Genomic DNA, 18542 nt, shown 5'->3' with positions numbered 1-18542 from the left:
AGCATGTCCGGATGGTACGAAGTAAGCAAAACCAGCAGCGGCCAGTTTCGGTTCGTACTGAAAGCAGCCAATGCTGAAATCATTCTGAACAGCGAGCACTACACGACCCGCAGTGCTGCGGATAACGGCATCGCCTCGGTGCAGAAAAACAGCCCGCTGGATGACCGCTACGAGAAAAAGACCACCAAGGATGGCCATCCGTACTTCAACCTCAAAGCCGCGAATCACGAAATCATCGGTAGCAGCGAGGCTTATTCCTCCGAGGCCGCGCTTGAGAAAGGCATCGCCAGCGTCAAGGCCAACGGGCCGACCAAGGTGATCAAGGACAAGACGTTGCCGGTGCTCTGATCACCTGTAGGAGCGAGCTTGCTCGCGATGGTGTGTCAGCTACATAGATGCCGACTGACACACCATCGCGAGCAAGCTCGCTCCTACAGGGATTTGTGCACGCCCGCAGATCCAGTGTGGGAGCGGGCGTCTACCGCGTCGCCGCTAAACCTCGACTGGAACCGTAAGCTTCGGGCTACCCAGTGCATGCGTCTTCGAATCAAAAAACCGCAACTCGCAGCCCGTCCCCTCAAACACCTTCGCGTAATGCCGCTTCTGATGCTGGATGAACGCCTTGCTGCGCGGGTAAATCGAGATCGCCACTGCCTTCGGTTTCGCCTGGCGCAACGCGTGGATGATGTGACTGTCCTGCTCGCCCAACGCATGACCAAACAAGCACAAGCCCTCGCCATGGCTGAGTAACTGGTCATAGCAAAACGACAAATAATCCGAACTGCGAATGGTCTTGAGCTTGTCCTGCGACGGACCTTCGTTCACAAACAGCGGCACGTCATCGAGGGTCTTGATCGTGTTGTTGATCGCAAAGCTGCCGAGCAGCGTGCCCTCGGTCGACATGAGTTTGCGCGCGGTACCGTCCTGATTACGCACCAGGTGCAGACCGCCGTGCAGGTACAGCAATCGGGTTTTATCGGTCGCGGTGGCGCTCAAATCAAAAACCGGCTCGGCACCCTGGAACAGATCGGTGATGGCGTCAGGCTGGTGCTGAATCGCCCAGTAACTGAGCAAGTCATAGTTGGTGGTAAATACCGTCCGATAGCTGCGCAGTTCCTGATTGATCGTTGCCAGCGTCGAAGGCACCACCAGCCGCCACGGGATGTGCACCGCGTGGACGGTGTTGATCAGCGCTTCCTTGATTGCGTAGTAGCGATTGCGCGGTGCGGCGGAGCTGACGGCCAGGGCCTTGTTGACCCGGCTGGTGGTTTTCAGCGCGCTGAGCACTTGCTCGAAGCTGCGCGTCTGCAGGGCGTCGAACACACTCAGCTCGGACTGGCTCAGGGGTTTTTCTTCGACGGTGCGGGCGTTTTCAAACAGCGAGTCGTAGCCGAAATCGTCCCACACCGCGCGGCTGGCGCCGTTACCCAGCAGCAGGCCGCTGAACGAGGCGGTGGTGCGCAAGGCGTTCCAGTCTTCAAGTTGGGCGTCAACATCCTGGAAATCGGTCATTGCGGTCTTCGTCTCAAAGCAAAAGGTCTGATGGGCGGCGACTTTATCACGACCGGGACTTGAGCCAGATCAAGAAACCGCCCGTTTGATGAGGCGATCCTGTGTTCCCGCAGGATCGGCACCGCTGATTCGACCCCGACAGGAGATTCGCTCATGAGCAGCACATTTTTTATCCCCGCCGTTAACATCATGGGCATCGGTTGCCTCGACGAAGCGATGGACGCCATCGGCAAGTACGGTTTTCGCAAGGCGTTGATCGTGACTGACGCGGGACTGGCCAAGGCTGGCGTGGCGAAGATGATTGCCGAGAAACTGGCGCTACAGGATATCGACGCGGTGATCTTCGACGGTGCCAAGCCCAACCCGAACATCGCCAATGTCGAGCGTGGCCTGGGCCTGCTCAAGGAAAGTCGCTGTGATTTCGTGGTGTCCCTGGGCGGTGGTTCGCCCCATGACTGCGCCAAAGGCATCGCCCTGTGCGCGACCAACGGCGGGCAGATTCGCGACTACGAAGGCGTCGATCAATCCGCCAAGCCGCAGTTGCCGCTGATCGCCATCAACACCACCGCCGGTACCGCCAGCGAGATGACCCGCTTCTGCATCATCACCGACGAATCGCGCCACGTGAAAATGGCGATTGTCGACCGCAACGTCACGCCGCTGCTGTCGGTCAACGACCCGGCGCTGATGGTGGCCATGCCCAAGGGCCTGACCGCGGCGACCGGCATGGACGCGCTGACCCACGCCATCGAAGCCTACGTGTCCACCGCCGCCAACTCGATCACCGATGCCTGCGCGCTGAAGGCGATCACCTTGATCAGCAACAACCTGCGCCAGGCTGTGCGCGATGGCAGTGACATGCCCGCACGGGAAAACATGGCTTACGCGCAATTCCTCGCCGGCATGGCCTTCAATAATGCGTCCTTGGGTTTCGTCCACGCCATGGCCCACCAATTGGGTGGTTTCTATGATTTGCCGCACGGTGTTTGCAACGCCGTGCTTCTGCCTCATGTACAAAGCTTCAACGCACTGGTTTGTGCTCATCGCCTGACCGATGTGGCTCACGCAATGGGCGCAGACATCCGTGGTTTCAGCCCGGAAGAAGGCGCTCAGGCAGCCATCGCAGCGATCCGCACCTTGGCCAGGGATGTGGAGATTCCCGCTGGTTTGCGTGAACTCGGCGCCAAGCTTAACGATATTCCGATCCTGGCCATCAATGCGCTGAAAGACGCCTGTGGCTTGACCAATCCGCGCGTGGCGGACCAGCGGCAAATCGAGGAGATATTCCGCAACGCGTTTTAAGCGGTTTTACGCTCGGGCGCGAGCATCACGCAAAGCATCGCGCCCACCGCCAGCAAAGTGCACAACAGCGACAGTGGCCATGCCTGTTGACTGGCAATCAGGCTGGCAAACCCGCCAATAGCGGCGGCCATCAGTTGATGAATGAAACCGCTCAACGCCATCGCATAAGCACCGCTGACCGGCGAACCGTCGTTGGCCAGCGACAGGCTGATCGGGTAATTCAACGACTGACCGAACACCGCGACGCAATAGGGCAACCAGAACAGCAGCGCAATCGAAGTGCCAGCGGCGCTCCCCAGCAGCATCACCGTGCTACCGGCCAACACCAGCCCGACACCCGCCGTCATCAACCGCCGCTGACCCGTGCGCAACACCAAACCGTTAACCCCCAATGCCCCCAGAAAGTAGGCCGCGCTGATCGGCCAACCCAGCAGCCCGTATTCCACGGCTGACCAGTTGAACGGTCCTTGCAGAATCAGCGGTGCGGCGGTGTTGAACGCGATGATCACCCCATAACCAAGCCCGCCGGTTAGGGCTGGCAACAGGAAAGCCCGATCACGCAAAATGCACCAGTAACTCGGCCAGCCGGATGCCTGAACATTGCCCTCCACCAGCACCGGAAACATGACCCGCGCTACGACCATCGCCAGCAATAGACTCACACCGCCCAACAGATAGAAAATCGCCGGCCAACCCAAGGACACCTGGATGATCGACCCGAGGTACTGGCCGATCCCCAGCGCCACCACGAAGGAAATCGAAAGCCAGGAAAGCGCTTTAGCCAACAGTTCACCGCGGAAACTATCGCGTATCAGCACCCTGGCCATCACCGAAATCCCGCTGGCGCCAATGCCTTGAACGAGTCGACAAATCAGGAACGATTCAAGCGTCTGGCTCATTGGCAACGCAAGGTTGCCCAACCCATAAATTCCAAGCGCCGCGAGCAGCACTGGTTTTCGGCCGATGCGCTGACCGAGACTGCCCCAGAACAGCATTGGCAAGGCCATGCCGATCAGATACACCGCCAGCCCCCATGAAACCTGCGAGGCGTCGGCGGACAGAACCCGGGCAATCTCCGGCAGCGCCGGCAAGTAAATACTCATGCCCAATTGCGCGAGAAAAACCGTACTGCAGGTGACCAGTAAGGTGGTGCTGCTCTTCATCTAGTCTTCCTTGGGGTTCAATCGCTGATGTCTTCAGCGTATGTGCCAAAAAGCTCGCTTACGAGTTCACATGTGTGAAGCGATCCATTGGTGTGAAGCAAGCCGTGTGCGTTTCCAGACTTTACAGCGTGTGGTCAGGGTCTTTGAATCAGCTGTTTCCGGCATGGCTGAGTGTTACAAGAGATAAATGTGTAGGCCGATGCCTTGTGAGGTTGTGGGGCAATTGCTTTGCCGAGCTGCATAAAAACCGGGCTATCCTGTCGACTCGTCGAACCGAAGTCATCGAGCCCCCCATGCTGCAAAAAAGCCTGATCCGCCGCCTCGATCTGATCACCCTCCAGTTGTTTGTCGCGGTTCATGAAGAAGGCACACTGACCCGTGCTGCGACCCGCGAAGCCATCGCGGTGTCGGCGGCCAGCAAGCGGTTGATGGAGTTGGAGGAGGCGCTGGGCATTAGTTTGTTCGTGCGTCAGGCCAAAGGCATGACCCTGACGCCGGCCGGTGAAACCCTGTTGCACCACGCTCGGCAGATGCTGTTCAACGTCGAGAAAATGGGGCTCGAACTGGGCGAGCACAGCCATGGTATTCGCGGCTATGTGCGGATGCTCGCCAACCTGTCGGCGATCATTCAGTTTCTGCCCGAAGACTTGCGGGGTTTCTCCGAGCGTCATCCTCAGGTCAAGACCGATCTCGAAGAACGGCCTAGCAGTGGGGTGATCCAGGGGGTGCTGGACGGTGTGGCCGACCTCGGAATCTGCTCCAGTGACAGCGACGTCAAAGGCTTGCACAGTGTGCTTTACCGTCAGGACAAACTGGTGGTGTTGATGCTGCCCGATCATCCATTGGCGAGCCGTTCCAGCCTGGCGTTCGCCGAGACGCTGGACAGCGATTACGTCGGCCTGCATTCCGCCAGCTCGATCAACATGCGCACTCACGCAGCGGCTCGCAAGGCAGGCAAGGTGCTGCGGCTGCGGATTCATGTACCGGGGTTTGACGCGATGTGCCGGATGGTTCAGGCCAATATGGGCATCGGGATTTTGCCGCAGAAGGCTTATGAATTGTTTGGTCGGGCGTTGGGTTTGCATGCGGTGCCGTTGACCGACGATTGGTCGGATCGGGCGTTGATCATCGTGGTTCGGGATGAGGCTGCGTTGTCGCCTGTGAGCCGGATGTTGTTTGAGCAGTTGCGGGGTCAGGTCTGATCAGTCGATTAGCTGGCCACACAACCTGTAGGAGCTGCCGAAGGCTGCGATCCTTTGATCTTGATCTTCCATTGATGCAGAAAAGGTCAAGAACAAGATCAAAGGATCGCAGCCTTCGGCAGCTCCTACAGGTGATGACTGCGTCAGACCATTCACCGACCGTTCGCGTTTCGCGAACACCCGTTGCCAACTGAAGGTTGGATTCCTGCCCCCTCGCTCCTCTAGCCTTGGCTCATATTCCAAGAACAAGAGGTACCCCGCGATGACTGCCCCCCTGAGTGCAATCAAGGTGATCGAGATCGGCACGCTGATCGCCGCGCCATTCGCTGCCCGAATGCTCGCCGAGTTCGGTGCCGAAGTGATCAAGATCGAAGCCATGGGGCAGGGCGACCCTCTGCGCAAATGGCGCAAGCTGCATGAGGGCACTTCGCTGTGGTGGTACCTGCAATCGCGAAACAAGAAGTCCCTGGCACTGAATCTGAAATCCCCCGAAGGCATTGAACTGGTCAAACAACTGGCGACCAGCGCCGATGTGTTGATCGAAAACCTGCGCCCCGGTGCGCTGGAGAAACTCGGATTGGGCTGGGACGTGTTGCACGCCCTCAACCCCAACCTGACCCTGGTACGGATTTCCGGCTACGGCCAAACCGGCCCCTACCGCGATCGGCCGGGTTTCGGCGCCATCGGCGAGGCCATGGGCGGGATTCGCTACACCACTGGCACACCCGGTACGCCGCCGGCTCGGGTTGGCGTCAGCCTCGGTGATTCCCTGGCCTCGTTGCACGCGGTGATCGGCGCCTTGATGTCATTGCTGCGGGTCAAGACCGGGCAGGGCGGCGGGCAAGTGGTCGATGTGTCGCTGGCCGAAAGCGTATTCAATGTCATGGAAAGTCTGGTGCCGGAATACGACATGCTTGGCCATGTTCGTGAGCGCAGCGGCGGGGCCTTGCCGGGCATCGCGCCTTCCAACACGTACCTGACCGCCGACGGCGCCTACGTGGTGATCGCCGGCAACAGCGACCCCATCTACAAGCGCTTGATGGGCGTGATAGGCCGGGTTGATCTGGCCGAAGCGCCGGAATTTGCTCATAACGACGGTCGCGCGGCTAAAAGCAACGTACTCGACGCGGCGATCACTCACTGGACCAGCAGCCTGCCGATCGACCACGTACTGTCAGCCCTGGAAGCCGCCGAAGTGCCGGCCGGACGTATCTATTCAGTGGCCGACATCGTTGCCGATCCGCACTATCAGGCGCGGGACATGCTGCTCAGCGCCGACCTGCCCGGTGGCGCCACGGTGAAGATGCCGGGCATTGTGCCAAAACTTTCCGAAACCCCCGGCGGTGTGAACTGGTCCGGACCGGGTTTGGGCCAGCACACCGACGATATTCTCGCGGGGCTGGGCCTTACAGGCTCGGACATCGAGCGGTTGAAAGCTGAAGGAGTGGTGCAATGATCACTGATTTTTCCCAGACCCTGATGGTTCAGGAAGTCTCTCCCCGCGACGGCTTGCAGATCGAGCCGACCTGGGTCGAAACCGTCGACAAGATTGCCCTGATCGATCAGCTGTCGTTGGCCGGGTTCAGCCGCATTGAAGCGGGTTCGTTCGTCTCGCCCAAAGCCATTCCGGCGCTGCGTGACGGTGAACTGGTGTTTAAGGGCATCACCCGGCAACCCAGTGTGATTTACGTGGCATTGATCCCAAACCTCAAAGGCGCGCAGCGGGCGCTGGCGACGAGGGCTGACGAGCTGAATCTGGTGATGTCTGCCAGCCAGACCCACAACCTGGCGAACATGCGCATGCGTTGCGAAGATTCGTTGGCCGCGTTCGGCGAGGTCGTGCAGTACGTGGGCGGCACCCAGGTGCGCCTCAACGGCAGCATCGCCACCACGTTCGGCTGCCCGTTCGAAGGCACGATCGATGAGGATCGCGTTCTGCAAATCGTCGAGGCTTATCAGGAGCTCGGGATCCAGGGCATTACCTTGGCCGATACCACCGGCATGGCCAATCCACGCCAGGTTGATCGGCTGGTGCGTCGGGTCTTGCAGCGCGTTTCGCCCGCGGATCTGACCCTGCATTTCCACAACACCCGCGGCCTCGGTTTGTGCAACGTGCTCGCGGCTTACGAGGCCGGTGCCCGACGTTTCGACGCGGCCCTCGGCGGGCTGGGTGGATGCCCGTTTGCACCGGGTGCCTCGGGCAATATCTGCACCGAAGACCTGGTGAACCTGTGCGATGAAATCGGCATTCACACCGGTATCGACCTGCCGCTGCTGCTGAAGCTGTCCCGAGGATTGCCGGCGCTGCTAGGCCACGAAGTGCCCGGGCAGTTGGCCAAGGCCGGACGCAATTGCGATTTGCACCCGACCCCGTCCTGACCACACCGAATCCCCGGTGGGAGCGAGCCTGCTCGCGAAAGCGGAGTGTCAGTCAACATCGTTGCTGAATGTCAGACCGTATTCGCGAGCAGGCTCGCTCCCACAATGAATGGCCTCCACACCGATTATCTCAACCAGACAACAAAAACAATCGGACACCCACGGGAAGTCCGCCTGGAGAAACACCATGAGCCTTAATGTACTGGAAGCGGGCGCAAGCCCGTCCGTTAGCCACGACGAAGAAAAAGCCCTGGTCAGCAAGGTCGCCTGGCGGCTGATGCCGCTGATTATGGTCTGCTACCTGTTCGCTTTTTTTGACCGCATCAATATCAGCTTCGCCAAGTTCCAGTTGCAGACGGACCTGAGCCTGAGCGACACCGCGTACGGCCTCGGCGCCGGGCTGTTTGTGGTCGGTTATGTGTTGTTCGAAGTGCCGAGCAACATGATGCTTTACAAGGTCGGCGCACGGCGCTGGATCGCCCGGATCATGATGTCCTGGGGGCTTGCGACGGCGGCGATGGTCTTCGTCAACAGCGAATGGCAGTTCTACGGGTTGCGCTTTGTGATTGGCGCCATGGAGGCCGGGTTTGCGCCGGGCGTGCTGTATTACTTGACGCTGTGGTTCCCGCAGCACTATCGCGGGCGTATCACCTCGATGTTGTTCCTGTCGTCGGCGTTTGCCGGTCTGGTGGGCGCACCGTTCTCCGGACTGGTGCTGCAACACCTCGATGGCTTCCTGGACATGCGCGGTTGGCACTGGCTGTTTCTGCTCGGCGGCGTGCCGTGCATCGGCCTCGGCTTGCTGGTGCTGACGTTGCTCAAGGACCGCATCGAAGACGCTCATTGGCTGACGCCGTCCGAGAAAACGCTGCTGGCCAGCCGCATCGCGCACCATGAACCGCACAAGAGCGGCGGTTCGTTGCTCGCCGCGCTGCGAATTCCGGGTTTCCTGACGCTGGGGCTGATCTATTTCCTGATTCAGGTGGCGTCCTACGGCTTGAATTTCTGGGCCCCGCAGCTGATCCGCAGTGCCGGCACCGAGAGCCCGGTCATGATCGGTTTGTTGACGGCGATCCCGTACATCTGTGGGGCGATCAGCATGGTGGTGATCGGGCGGTTGTCCGACTCGACCGGCGAGCGCCGCAAGTTTGTCGCCGGGTTGGTCGCGGTGGGAGCGGTGGGCTTCTTCTGTGCAGGCATCTTCGCCAACCACACGACCTTCCTGATCGTCGCGCTAGGCTTGCTCGGCGCAGGGATCATCGCCTCCATCCCGAGCTTCTGGACCTTGCCGCCAAAACTGCTGGCCGGTGCCGGCGCAGGGGCGGCTGGCGGGATCGCGGTGATCAACACCCTTGGCCAGTTCGGCGGTATTGTCAGCCCGGTCATGGTCGGGCGGATCAAGGACCTGACCGGCAGCACCACCCCGGCCCTGTACGTCATCGGCGTCGCCGCGCTGATCGCCGTGGCGCTGCTGATGTGGGGGTTGCCGCAGAAGCTGCGCACGCTCGACAAGTTTTAAAAGATCGCAGCCTGCGACAGCTCCTGCATGGACCACGCATCCCTGTAGGAGCTGCCGCAGGCTGCGATCTTTTGATCTTCAACATGTTGCAATAATTGCTTTAGCCAGCGAATCACTAAACTGAATCAACACCACCGTCGCCGCTGATATCTACCAATTCGTGGGTGGAAGGCGCCGAGTATGAAAGACCCGAAGCACTTGTAGGCGACCTTGGCGAACTCGATAGGGAATCAGGTACGGCCGGTCGGGCAGGACCCATTCACGAGTACCGGGCAAACGACCTTCTCGTCCTGTCGCAGGAAAGCTAGCAAGGTGATCGACGCTGGCGAGAATGGCTTGGACGAACTCCGCTGCGGCTTTTGGATTCTCAATGGCTATATAGGCTGCTTCGTCATCCAGATTTTTTAATGCGGTACGCAGCCACTCAACGCGCATTGGCAGCCCACTTGTCTGCGATTGCTTTCACTTCTTCGGGCGTTGCGAAGTCACCTGCATCAGCTTCCTTCAACGCTTTCTGAATTTCCTCAATTTGCCATGATTCTCGTGCCAGGTATTCGCGCAACGCATCCACGGCAAGAAATGACTTGCTGCGACCTGTAGCTTTAGAAAGAGTGGCGAGGGTATCGGCGATTTCGTCTGGCAGGCGCAAAGACATGACGGACATGGCAGTCTCGATGTAGTGGTTTGTAATACAACATACTACAGCGTCATATAGGGTAATAGGCCGGCCGTTCGTCTGTCGTAACAAATGCTTGAATGAACTCACGGAGCTAAGGACCGTGCGCGGTTGAGGCGTCGGGCCCCAGTGCGGACGTAAAGTTCTTTAACGATCAGTCAGTCGATGCGCAAAGTCCTGAGATAGACTTGCGTCCATTCACCCGGTAGTTCAAAAGGATTTCCAATGACCCCATCGCTGCTAATGGCCGTTCTCGCTTCCGGTTTTATCTACGGCATCACGCCCGGACCGGGTGTGCTGGCGGTGTTTGGCATCGGCGCGGCCCGTGGTCGACGGGCGGGGGCGGGGTTTCTTTGCGGGCATTTGCTTGGGGACGTGGTCTGGTGCAGCACGGCGCTCGTCGCGATTGTGGGGGCGAGGGAAATCGGCAGCACGGCATTCGATGTGCTGGGCGTGCTCAGCGGGCTCTATCTGTTCTGGCTGGGCATGCGCGCGGTTCGTGCCCGTCGCAGCAGCGCCGACGCGCCTCAGGGCCCGGCGCGACAACCGTTCTGGCACGGCATTCTGTTTGGTCTGACCAATCCGAAAGCGTACCCGGTTGCGGTGGCAACGTTCACCGCGCTGCTCTCCAGTCGTGCAGAGTTGCTCCACTGGTCGATGTTGCCGTGGCTGATCGTCCTGAGCTTCATCGGCGGTCTGATGGCCTACGCTATCCTCATTGGCATTGTCGGTGCGCAGCAGGTACGCACGTTGTATCAACGGCATGAGCTGTTGATCACCCGGCTGTGTGGGGTCATGTTTATCGGTTTTGCCATCAATGCCCTGGCGCATGCATTGCCGGGGTTGGTGACGAACAAGGCTTGATACTGGTTGCCGGGACGCGCCAGTTCTGCTCATCGGTCAAGGATGGTTTCTTTTTGCTGCATTGTCCGGACACGCTCTCTGCACCATGGCAACCAGAAATTCCGCGCCGTTGGCGAGCTACATTGATCTCTTGCTGGACGCCGTCTGTGCGGTCGATAAACAAGGTCGCTTCGTGTTTGTCAGCGCGGCCTGCGAGCGTATTTTCGGCTACACCCCGGACGAACTGATCGGACAGCCAATGATCGATCTGGTGCATCCAGCCGACCGTCAGCGCACCCTTGATGCCGCACGGGAAATCATGGGCGGCGAGCCCAAGCTCAACTTTGAAAACCGTTACTTGCGCAAGGATGGCCGAGTGGTGCACATCCTTTGGTCGGCGCGCTGGTCTGAGGTCGACCAGTTGCGCATCGCCGTGGCGCGCGACATCACCGAGCGCAAGCAGGCGGAATCCCGGCAAGCGGCGTTGTATGCGATCTCCGAAGCGGCCCACGCGGCGGAAGATTTGCTGGCGCTGTTCAAACGCATCCACCTGATCATCGGTGAATGGTTGCCGGCGCTGAATTTTTCCGTCGCGCTGTACGACGAACACTGTGCACAACTGAACTTCCCCTATCACGTTGATGATCGCGAGCCGCAACCCGGGCAGCCCGGAACGGTCACCGGGCGACTGTGTGCCGAGGTCATTCGCACCGGCCTGCCGATTTTGCTGACCCCCGACCAGGACGTTCCACCCGCAGGATTCGAGGGGCTGGTGGCTGAACAGAATTCGCCTTGCTGGCTGGGCGTGCCACTGAACTCGCAAAACGGCACCATCGGCGCGCTGATCGTCAAAAGCGTACCGGGTGGCGAGCGCTACACCGAGCAGGATAAGGAACTGTTGCAGTACGTTTGTGCCCAGGTCGCCACTGCGATCGAGCGCAAACAATTGCATGCCCGGCTGCAGCAGATGGCCCAGTACGACCAACTGACCCAGCTCCCCAACCGCGAATTGCTCCGCGAGCGTCTCAAAGACTCGCTGGCGGTGGCTCGTCAGGAGTGCGGTCGAATGGCCTTGCTGTACGTCGACCTCGACCGTTTCAAACAGGTCAATGACACCCATGGCCATGCTGTCGGCGACATGATGCTGCAAGCGGTCGCCAATCGGCTCAAGGGGTGCGTGCGGGAAACCGACACGGTGGCGCGCATTGGCGGTGATGAGTTTGTGGTGTTGTTACACAGTATCCACGCCTCGGAAGACGCCGACAGCGTCGCGGGTAAAATCCGTCAGGTGCTGGCTCAGCCGCTGCGTCTGGACGGGCACAGCCTGAACGTTCATACCAGCATCGGTGTGGCGCGATACCCCGACCATGGCACTGATGAAAAACAATTGTTCCGACATGCCGATGAAGCCATGTACAGCGCCAAGCGCGAGCATCACCTGCGACTGGTCTGAGCATTCGCCGCCGTTCGTCGCGGCGTTATCAGGTTTTCTAAACCTTTTTGCGGATCGAAATTCAGATTCTATGCGGGCACCTGCTCGTCGCGATCATCACCAAGAGGTAGAGAATCATGCCTAACTCAAGAAACTCGAACTCGGGAAACTTCGCCAACGATCGAACGAAGGCGTCTGAAGCCGGTCGCAAAGGTGGGAAAACTACCACCACGACTGTCGATAAAGACCCTGTGAAACCAGAAATGGGCCGCAAAGGTGGTCAGAAATCCAAATAGTGGGTGAAGGTAGTTTTGATTGAAAGGCGGGGGCGAAAGCTCCCGTTTTAATTTTATTTTGAGGAGGGCGCGACCATGAGCCGGATGGCCACCCGATTACGCAATGCCAGTTTTGCCGCGGTACTGGGCCTGTGCGCCACAGCAGTGCCTTTGCCCAGTCGCCCGCCGAATTCATCAACGATGCCTCGGCCAAAGGCATGGCCGAAATCGAAGCCAGTCGCCTGGCGCATCAGAAAACCGAATCAAAAGAGGTCAAGGACTACACCATCATTGTTATTAATGACCGCACCACCGCCAATCAGCATCTGGCGAAAATCGCCAAGCAACTCGATTTGCCGGTGGCGCCACGCGAAGAAGTCATCGACAAGGCCAAAGCCCTGATGCCGGAAGTGATGGACGGCGCGAGCTTCGACCAGGCCTACGCCGCCAGTCAGGTGAAAACTACCCAGGAAGCCATCGAGCAACTGCAGCAGGTAGCGCAGACCACTGACGTGCCGGAAATTAAAGCCTTCGCTGAAGAAACGCTGCCTAAATTGCAAAACCATCTGCAAATGGCCAAGGCGCTGCAAGCGAGTCGCTAAACATCGGCGCGCGCGGGTGACCTCCGGCCACCCGCGATTTTCCGATCAGCTTTCATTCAAATCTGGCTTGTCTTTTTCCTGGACGACGGTCCCGTCCAAGGAAATCGTTTCGCCCTCGCCAAGTTGCCGATACTGCTTTCTCAGCGCTTCCAACTGCTTGAGGTCCAGCGCTTCGAGCCCCAGCATCGCGTTCTGCGCCTCCGTCGTCACTCGCAACAACTCATCAATCTTCAAATGCAAAATGTCCGTGTCGCGGTTCTGCGTGTTCTGAATCAGGAACACCATCAGGAAAGTGATGATGGTGGTCGACGTGTTGATGATCAGTTGCCAGGTGTCGTCGAAATGGAAAATCGGCCCGCTTAACCCCCACAGGAAAATCAGAATAATTGCCCCGAGAAACGTCCGGGGACTGCCGGCCCACAGGGCGAGCTTCTGAGAGATTTTTGCGAATTTCATTGCCGTGCTCCTTATGGGGATGCGCCTGATTTTGTGACAGCGCGGGCGGGATGAAAATTCTGATGACATGTTCGTATTTCTCCTGCGCCGCCCTTGTAGGAGCTGCCGCAGGCTGCGATCTTTTTGTTTTTAAGAGCAAGATCAAAAGATCGCAGCCTGCGGCAGCTCCTACAAATAAGGTGTTGATAGGGAAGCGAGTGTCAGTCGAGGTATCGTAGCGAACCGGTTGTCTGCCCCTGCCCACGACAACACGCCGACAGGAGAACGCAATGAGTTGGTCCGCCAAGCAATACGTCGCTTTTGAAGATGAACGCACACGTCCGGCTCGAGATCTGCTCGCGGCGATCCCGCCCGTGGATGCGCGGTCGGCTATCGACATCGGTTGCGGCCCCGGCAATTCGACGGAGTTGCTGGTAGAGCGCTTCACTGACGCCACCGTGCGTGGCGTGGACAGTTCAACTGATATGATCGACGCCGCCCGTAAGCGCTTGCCGCACGTGCAGTTCGACACTGTTGATATCGGAACCTGGGACGACAACGGTCCGTTCGACGTGATATTCGCCAACGCGGTGTTGCAGTGGCTTCCCGATCACGCGATGTTACTGCCTTCGCTGGCCGCCAGACTGACCAAGGGCGGCAGCCTGGCCATTCAAATGCCTGACAACCTCAACGAGCCGTCCCATCGCCTGATGCGCGAAGTGGCCGCTGAGGGCCCGTGGGCCAGTAAATTGGCGGACGCCGCCGGGCAGCGGACGGAAATGGCCAGTGCCAGCGCTTACTACTCGATGCTGCGGCCGCACTGTGCACGAGTCGATGTCTGGCGCACCACCTACCATCATCCACTGGCGGGCGGTGCGGCGGGCGTGGTCGAGTGGTTCAAGGGCAGCGGTTTGCGGCCATTTCTCGAACCGCTGGATGACGCGGAAAAGGCGCAATACCTCAAGCAATATCACGCCGCGATCGAGCAGGCTTATCCGGCGCTGAGCGATGGCTCGGTGCTGCTGCCGTTCCCGCGATTGTTCATCGTCGCGACCCGCTAACGCAAAAAAAGGGACGGATAACGCTGAACGTTATCGGCCCCTTTTCCTGGCACTCAAGTATTCAAAAACAAACGAAGCAAAGCCGAACAACCCAATCATTGAAATGATCATGATCCCGAACTCTGAATGGTCCATGCTGACCTCTAAGTGAAAGGTGAGCTGGCAGAGTAAGGCATCTGTTGTCAGGCTCAATGCGCTGCTACGGCTTCTTTACTGGCTCGCGGGGATCTATACGCAAACTATATGTGGGGAGGCAAAAAACTAACAAAAGAAACGGTGTTCGGGGTAATGCCGTTTGTTAAAGGCGCGACACAATCCGTAGCAGCTGGCGAAGCCTGCGTTCGGCTGCGAAGCAGTCGTAAAACCTGTGCGCGAGGTCTTCCTGAAACACCGCGTAGTCTGATTTCACGACTGCTGCGCAGCCGAACGCAGGCTTCGCCAGCTGCTACAGCTCGTGTTGCGGCTTAACTGATCGGGACTGCCTTATGCGTCGATGCTAGTGGGTTTCGCCAAAGTACTTGGACATGTTGATCTCTACCACTTCCCAGACACATCCCGCGTATTTCTGATTGGCTGTGTGCAGCGTGACGTTACTGGCAGGTGGAATCGGTAAACCGTTTTCAGCCAGTAGTTCGAAATGACCCTCAATGGCTTCGCGAGCCATAGCCTTCGCATCGTCCAGATCTTCCCCGGCGGAAAAACAACCCGGGACATCCGGGACGGCTATGCCCCACGCGTGTTTGTCATCGCCCATTGAAATCGCAATCGGGTAAAGCATGTTCACTGTCCTCACGCGGATCCAGTTGCTGATGCCATGACGTCAAAGGGCGCCCCGAAAGGCGCCCTCATTTCTCGTCAAACTATTGCGCATCCATGCGTCGAGCAATGACGTCCAGCACATCGCAACCGTCGCGCAAGGGTATGCAGCAAAGCAATGCGAAGTCGCTGAGGATTACCGAGTCAGTTGTGATGTCGCCGCGCATGGCGAGGTTTTCAAGGATCTGCGTCACTGCGCCAATTCTGTAGCGGGCGGTGCTAAGCAGTGAATGCAGCGGTTGGGTGGTGTTTACATAGAGCGAGGGGAGGTCGTCGGCGTTGCTGGTTAAAGCCATATATTCGTTCATGAGTGATTACCTTGAAGTTAGGTGAACTACCACTCATCGTCGCCAAACAAAGGGTGGTAGCTGTACGCGGGTTGGCGAACCGGACAAGGCACAAACCGGCAGACCCGAAGATCTCCCACGCACAGCCACCAAAAAACAGGTAGCCAAGTGCGTTCAGAAACGCTCCGAGCTAGCTCGGAGATTTCTGTGCCTTGCCATCGAGTCGCCAAACCCGATACGCCATGTGGACGCGGATCGGACTATAGGCCTCGTGACAAAGACACAGCAATGCGCAAGTGTACGGACAATTCCCAGAGTAGTGTAGGACGTTGCCTTTTCTAAAATAGGCCTCGCTTAGAGCCTAGGAGAATGGGCCGTCGGCACTTGAATTTGGTATGCGTTGACTTGTTACTTCCAGGGGAGAAACAGGTGTTCATCAAAGTCCCGCGCACAAAAAAAACGGCCACTAACGGCTAATGCCGATCAGTTAAGGCGTTGAACACTGCAACCCTTGTGGGAGCGAGCTTGCTCGCGATGACGGTGGCGCAGTCAACACTTGCGTTGCCTGACAGTCCGCCATCGCGAGCAAGCTCGCTCCCACAAAGATTGCCCCTTTAATGTGCATTACACGATCTCCGCGTTGACCTGATCATTCAGGGCGTCGGTGCCGGCGAATCCTTTGTTTGGGCAAGAAAAACGCTAACAGAACAGCGACTTTATGGGAAAACGCTAATTTCCGCGTTGAAACACAAACCCCAGACACAAAAAAACCGGCCATCAAGGCCGGTTTTTTTTACCTGCATCCCCCGTCAAAAAACGACGTGAGATCAAAATTCGATTGGAGCGGGTGAAGGGAATCGAACCCTCGTTATCAGCTTGGGAAGCTGGAGTAATGCCATTATACGACACCCGCTCAGAGCGGCTGACTTTGTACCAGATGTGCGCGTGGAAAAGAAGTTTTTCTTTACGCGGGATCGCTTTAGCGCAGGTGACACAGGGCAAAGACCGCGTGGCGGTCTATCGCGGGCAAGCCTTGCGCCTACAGGAATGCGTTTAACACTGTAGGGCAGGGCTTGCTCGCGATGACTCTGTTTCAGATTGCCAGTGCATGTTGATCCTGGACGTAGTGGTAACGCGGTCGGCTTTCATGCTGTGCCGGTTTCAGGAAACCCAGCAATGCATTGCGGCTGTCTCGGCAGGCGGCTTTGTGTTCCATGTCGAGAAAGTGCCCGGTCGCATCCAGCGTCGTAAACGTGGCGTTTTGCACGTGATCGGCGAATAACCGGGCGCCATCGGCGGCGGTGTATTCGTCCCATTCGCCGTTCATGAACAATACCGGCACGTTGATTTTCTCGGCGGCTTTGAAAAAGCACTGGCGATCGCTGTGCAGCAGGTCGCTGATGTGGAAGTGCATCTGCCCGTATTCATGGTCGGCCAGGCTGCTGACGTGCCGGTAGTTGAAGCGTTTGAACAGGGTCGGCAGGTGTTTGCCGATGGTGCTGTTCACCAGGTTGCCGACGCGGTCACCGTCCCGGCTGCCGAGGTAGTCAACACCGCGCTCGAGGTAATCGAGCATGTGCGCGTTGATCTCCGGGGAGAACGAGCTGATCACGGCTTTTTCGATGCGTCGTGGCTGGTGGGCCAGGGCGACCAGGGTCGCGGCGCCACCCCAGGAAAACGACAGCACGTGTTCGGCGGCGAAGTGGTCGATCAGCTCCAGGAGGATCTGCCCTTCGACTTCCTTGGTCAGCAGTTTCTCGTGCAGGTTGTGGGCTTTTGACTTGCCCGCGTAGGGCTGGTCGTAGCAGACCACATTGAACTGCGGGTGAAGGTTTTTCACGGTTTGTGCAAACGACGCAGTCGTGGCCATCGAGCCGTTGACCAAGATAATGGTCTTCTCTGCGGCGTCTGCGCGATAGAACTCCGTGTAAACCCGGTACTGACCTTGTATATCCAGCACAGCGATTTCTGGCCTCATGTCATAAGACTCCTGGCAAGCGGGTATGCGCGCAAATGAGATTGCACGAGCTTTGTGACAGGTAGGCATATGCCTGGAATTTTTGTGGCCCATGTCGATCCGTACTGCAGGTCGACGGGTATTATTATTGGCGGGCAGTCTGCCGGTCTGAGGCGGAACCTGAGGGTTCTCTAACCGACAAAAAGTTTCTTAGAAGTATGTTGTGACTCGTCAGTCACATTTCGGCTGACGACCTGATTCAAGCAGGGGCAACGCCATCGCGCAAGTGTCTTTCGTAAATTGTTCGACAACTTCTGCTCAGCGGTAGGCGGCTTAGATCAATTGGATCTCTTCATCGCTCAGCGGGCGGTATTCGCCCGGCTTCAGCGAGTCGTCGAGCACCAGCGGCCCCATGCGTTCGCGATGCAGGCGCAATACTTTGTTGTCAAAGTGGCCGAACATCCGTTTCACCTGGTGATAACGGCCTTCGACGATGCTCAGACGCGCAGATTTCGGCCCGAGCAGCACCAGCTCGGCAGGCAACGTGGTGAGGTCTTCGAAGGCGAAATACAGGCCTTCGGTAAATTTCAGCGCGTAGTGCGGCCCGATGTCCTGCTCGGTCTCGACGTAGTAGACCTTGGGCAGTTTGGTCTGCGGTTGGGTCAGGCGTCGCGACCAGCTGCCGTCGTTGGTGATGAGCATCAGGCCGGTGGTGTTGAAATCCAGACGACCGGCGATGTGCAGTTCATCTTTATCCGGTTCATGGATCAGGTCGAGCACCGTCGGGTGTTCCGGATCACGGGTAGCGCTGACACAACCGGCGGGCTTGTGCAGCATGAAGTGGCGCACCGGTTTGCCGGTTTGCAGCACCTCGTCGTCGACCTCGACGCGGCTGAATTCCCGGACCTCGGTGTGCGGGTCGCTGACGATATTTCCGTCGACCCTGATGCGCTTTTCCACCAGCAACAGGCGAACCTGCTTTCGGTTGAAGCGCGGCAGGTTGCTGAGGAAACGGTCAATACGCATGACGGGGTATCGGCAGGAAAAGGGCCGCGCATCTTACGTGATCGGCCGGGAGGAT

General features: G+C 58.3%; 18 protein-coding genes, 1 tRNA gene and 2 pseudogenes. 11 read left to right on the top strand and 10 right to left on the bottom strand.

The features are described 5' to 3' along the window. The first annotated feature begins 3 nt into the window (after window positions 1-3). Entirely contained in the window at window positions 4-348 is a 345-nt protein-coding gene (locus JFU37_RS23725) for a YegP family protein (protein ID WP_201119450.1), read from the top strand. 144 nt (window positions 349-492) lie between these two features. On the opposite strand, the gene JFU37_RS23720 is transcribed toward JFU37_RS23725, so the two are convergent. Continuing rightward, window positions 493-1512: a DUF4917 family protein gene (locus JFU37_RS23720; RefSeq protein ID WP_201119449.1), complete on the bottom strand. Its 1020-nt coding sequence runs from the start codon at window positions 1510-1512 to the stop codon at window positions 493-495. A 153-nt stretch (window positions 1513-1665) separates the two neighbouring features. Here JFU37_RS23720 and yiaY point away from each other — a divergent pair, with 153 nt between their 5' ends. Then, on the top strand, window positions 1666-2814 hold the full coding sequence (gene yiaY / locus JFU37_RS23715) for an L-threonine dehydrogenase (protein ID WP_201119448.1): 1149 nt from the start codon (window positions 1666-1668) through the stop codon (window positions 2812-2814). On the opposite strand, the gene JFU37_RS23710 is transcribed toward yiaY, so the two are convergent. After that, the gene (locus JFU37_RS23710; protein ID WP_201119447.1) at window positions 2811-3977 is read right to left on the bottom strand and encodes an MFS transporter; all 1167 of its coding nucleotides are present in this window, start codon (window positions 3975-3977) and stop codon (window positions 2811-2813) included. The two genes, yiaY and JFU37_RS23710, sit on opposite strands and share 4 nt — an antisense overlap. A 293-nt stretch (window positions 3978-4270) precedes the next feature. On the opposite strand from JFU37_RS23710, the gene JFU37_RS23705 reads away from it, so the two are divergent. The 4 genes from JFU37_RS23705 (at window position 4271) to JFU37_RS23690 (ending at window position 9077) form a co-directional block, all read left to right on the top strand. Next, window positions 4271-5179, top strand: a complete 909-nt coding sequence (locus tag JFU37_RS23705) for a LysR substrate-binding domain-containing protein (RefSeq protein WP_201119446.1) — start codon at window positions 4271-4273, stop codon at window positions 5177-5179. A gap of 262 nt (window positions 5180-5441) precedes the next feature. Then, a complete protein-coding gene (locus JFU37_RS23700) occupies window positions 5442-6635 on the top strand; it encodes a CaiB/BaiF CoA transferase family protein (RefSeq protein WP_201119445.1) in 1194 nt (397 codons plus the stop codon). Further along, window positions 6632-7558, top strand: a complete 927-nt coding sequence (locus JFU37_RS23695) for a hydroxymethylglutaryl-CoA lyase (protein WP_201119444.1) — start codon at window positions 6632-6634, stop codon at window positions 7556-7558. Before JFU37_RS23700 ends, JFU37_RS23695 begins: the two co-directional genes overlap by 4 nt. Window positions 7559-7745: 187 nt before the next feature. Then, window positions 7746-9077 carry an MFS transporter gene (locus JFU37_RS23690; RefSeq protein WP_201119443.1) on the top strand — a complete coding sequence of 444 codons (1332 nt, stop codon included), beginning with the start codon at window positions 7746-7748 and terminating at the stop codon, window positions 9075-9077. Window positions 9078-9227: 150 nt separating this feature from the next. On the opposite strand, the gene JFU37_RS23685 is transcribed toward JFU37_RS23690, so the two are convergent. Together JFU37_RS23685 and JFU37_RS23680 are read right to left on the bottom strand one after the other, a co-directional pair. Continuing rightward, complete coding sequence (locus JFU37_RS23685) at window positions 9228-9512, bottom strand: type II toxin-antitoxin system RelE/ParE family toxin (RefSeq protein ID WP_201119442.1); 285 nt, start codon at window positions 9510-9512, stop codon at window positions 9228-9230. After that, window positions 9502-9741: a CopG family ribbon-helix-helix protein gene (locus JFU37_RS23680; RefSeq protein ID WP_201119441.1), complete on the bottom strand. Its 240-nt coding sequence runs from the start codon at window positions 9739-9741 to the stop codon at window positions 9502-9504. Before JFU37_RS23680 ends, JFU37_RS23685 begins: the two co-directional genes overlap by 11 nt. A 237-nt stretch (window positions 9742-9978) precedes the next feature. Here JFU37_RS23680 and JFU37_RS23675 point away from each other — a divergent pair, with 237 nt between their 5' ends. The 4 genes and pseudogenes from JFU37_RS23675 to JFU37_RS23660 all read left to right on the top strand — a co-directional run bounded on the left by JFU37_RS23675 (window position 9979) and on the right by JFU37_RS23660 (window position 12905). Beyond that, window positions 9979-10617: a LysE family translocator gene (locus JFU37_RS23675; protein ID WP_201119440.1), complete on the top strand. Its 639-nt coding sequence runs from the start codon at window positions 9979-9981 to the stop codon at window positions 10615-10617. 85 nt (window positions 10618-10702) lie between these two features. Next, the gene (locus JFU37_RS23670) at window positions 10703-12049 is read left to right on the top strand and encodes a sensor domain-containing protein (RefSeq protein WP_201119439.1); all 1347 of its coding nucleotides are present in this window, start codon (window positions 10703-10705) and stop codon (window positions 12047-12049) included. A 116-nt stretch (window positions 12050-12165) separates the two neighbouring features. Then, window positions 12166-12324 carry a KGG domain-containing protein gene (locus JFU37_RS23665; protein WP_201119438.1) on the top strand — a complete coding sequence of 53 codons (159 nt, stop codon included), beginning with the start codon at window positions 12166-12168 and terminating at the stop codon, window positions 12322-12324. 75 nt (window positions 12325-12399) lie between these two features. After that, window positions 12400-12905, top strand: a pseudogene (locus tag JFU37_RS23660) (DUF4142 domain-containing protein). 45 nt (window positions 12906-12950) lie between these two features. On the opposite strand, the gene JFU37_RS23655 reads toward JFU37_RS23660, so the two are convergent. Then, complete coding sequence (locus JFU37_RS23655; protein ID WP_201119514.1) at window positions 12951-13361, bottom strand: low affinity iron permease family protein; 411 nt, start codon at window positions 13359-13361, stop codon at window positions 12951-12953. A 269-nt stretch (window positions 13362-13630) separates the two neighbouring features. On the opposite strand from JFU37_RS23655, the gene tam reads away from it, so the two are divergent. Next, window positions 13631-14401 (top strand): trans-aconitate 2-methyltransferase, encoded by a 771-nt coding sequence (tam, locus tag JFU37_RS23650; protein WP_201119437.1) that lies wholly within the window; start codon window positions 13631-13633, stop codon window positions 14399-14401. A 505-nt stretch (window positions 14402-14906) separates the two neighbouring features. On the opposite strand, the pseudogene JFU37_RS23645 reads toward tam, so the two are convergent. From JFU37_RS23645 to JFU37_RS23625, 5 genes and pseudogenes are all read right to left on the bottom strand, one after another. Next, window positions 14907-15179 (bottom strand): annotated as a pseudogene (locus JFU37_RS23645) (type II toxin-antitoxin system HicB family antitoxin); the annotation flags it as partial. An 82-nt stretch (window positions 15180-15261) separates the two neighbouring features. Continuing rightward, the gene (locus JFU37_RS23640; RefSeq protein WP_201119435.1) at window positions 15262-15525 is read right to left on the bottom strand and encodes a short-chain dehydrogenase; all 264 of its coding nucleotides are present in this window, start codon (window positions 15523-15525) and stop codon (window positions 15262-15264) included. Between the two features lie 818 nt (window positions 15526-16343). Continuing rightward, window positions 16344-16417 (bottom strand) — tRNA-Gly (locus tag JFU37_RS23635). Between the two features lie 180 nt (window positions 16418-16597). Beyond that, the gene (locus tag JFU37_RS23630) at window positions 16598-17482 is read right to left on the bottom strand and encodes an alpha/beta fold hydrolase (protein ID WP_201119434.1); all 885 of its coding nucleotides are present in this window, start codon (window positions 17480-17482) and stop codon (window positions 16598-16600) included. 312 nt (window positions 17483-17794) lie between these two features. Beyond that, window positions 17795-18487: a pseudouridine synthase gene (locus JFU37_RS23625; RefSeq protein ID WP_201119433.1), complete on the bottom strand. Its 693-nt coding sequence runs from the start codon at window positions 18485-18487 to the stop codon at window positions 17795-17797. Between the last annotated feature and the right edge of the window lie 55 nt (window positions 18488-18542).

The organism is Pseudomonas sp. TH41, assembly GCF_016650695.1.
GTDB lineage: Bacteria > Pseudomonadota > Gammaproteobacteria > Pseudomonadales > Pseudomonadaceae > Aquipseudomonas.
Note: the sequence above shows the minus strand (reverse complement) of the source record. Positions and strands in the feature narration are given on the sequence as shown.

Coding starts and splice junctions, on each gene's coding strand:
- JFU37_RS23725 (WP_201119450.1), top strand. CDS start 4: ATGTCCGGATGGTACGAAGTAAGCAAAACCAGCAGCGGCCAGTTTCGG.
- JFU37_RS23720 (WP_201119449.1), bottom strand. CDS start 1,512: ATGACCGATTTCCAGGATGTTGACGCCCAACTTGAAGACTGGAACGCC.
- yiaY (WP_201119448.1), top strand. CDS start 1,666: ATGAGCAGCACATTTTTTATCCCCGCCGTTAACATCATGGGCATCGGT.
- JFU37_RS23710 (WP_201119447.1), bottom strand. CDS start 3,977: ATGAAGAGCAGCACCACCTTACTGGTCACCTGCAGTACGGTTTTTCTC.
- JFU37_RS23705 (WP_201119446.1), top strand. CDS start 4,271: ATGCTGCAAAAAAGCCTGATCCGCCGCCTCGATCTGATCACCCTCCAG.
- JFU37_RS23700 (WP_201119445.1), top strand. CDS start 5,442: ATGACTGCCCCCCTGAGTGCAATCAAGGTGATCGAGATCGGCACGCTG.
- JFU37_RS23695 (WP_201119444.1), top strand. CDS start 6,632: ATGATCACTGATTTTTCCCAGACCCTGATGGTTCAGGAAGTCTCTCCC.
- JFU37_RS23690 (WP_201119443.1), top strand. CDS start 7,746: ATGAGCCTTAATGTACTGGAAGCGGGCGCAAGCCCGTCCGTTAGCCAC.
- JFU37_RS23685 (WP_201119442.1), bottom strand. CDS start 9,512: ATGCGCGTTGAGTGGCTGCGTACCGCATTAAAAAATCTGGATGACGAA.
- JFU37_RS23680 (WP_201119441.1), bottom strand. CDS start 9,741: ATGTCCGTCATGTCTTTGCGCCTGCCAGACGAAATCGCCGATACCCTC.
- JFU37_RS23675 (WP_201119440.1), top strand. CDS start 9,979: ATGACCCCATCGCTGCTAATGGCCGTTCTCGCTTCCGGTTTTATCTAC.
- JFU37_RS23670 (WP_201119439.1), top strand. CDS start 10,703: ATGGCAACCAGAAATTCCGCGCCGTTGGCGAGCTACATTGATCTCTTG.
- JFU37_RS23665 (WP_201119438.1), top strand. CDS start 12,166: ATGCCTAACTCAAGAAACTCGAACTCGGGAAACTTCGCCAACGATCGA.
- JFU37_RS23655 (WP_201119514.1), bottom strand. CDS start 13,361: ATGAAATTCGCAAAAATCTCTCAGAAGCTCGCCCTGTGGGCCGGCAGT.
- tam (WP_201119437.1), top strand. CDS start 13,631: ATGAGTTGGTCCGCCAAGCAATACGTCGCTTTTGAAGATGAACGCACA.
- JFU37_RS23640 (WP_201119435.1), bottom strand. CDS start 15,525: ATGAACGAATATATGGCTTTAACCAGCAACGCCGACGACCTCCCCTCG.
- JFU37_RS23630 (WP_201119434.1), bottom strand. CDS start 17,482: ATGAGGCCAGAAATCGCTGTGCTGGATATACAAGGTCAGTACCGGGTT.
- JFU37_RS23625 (WP_201119433.1), bottom strand. CDS start 18,487: ATGCGTATTGACCGTTTCCTCAGCAACCTGCCGCGCTTCAACCGAAAG.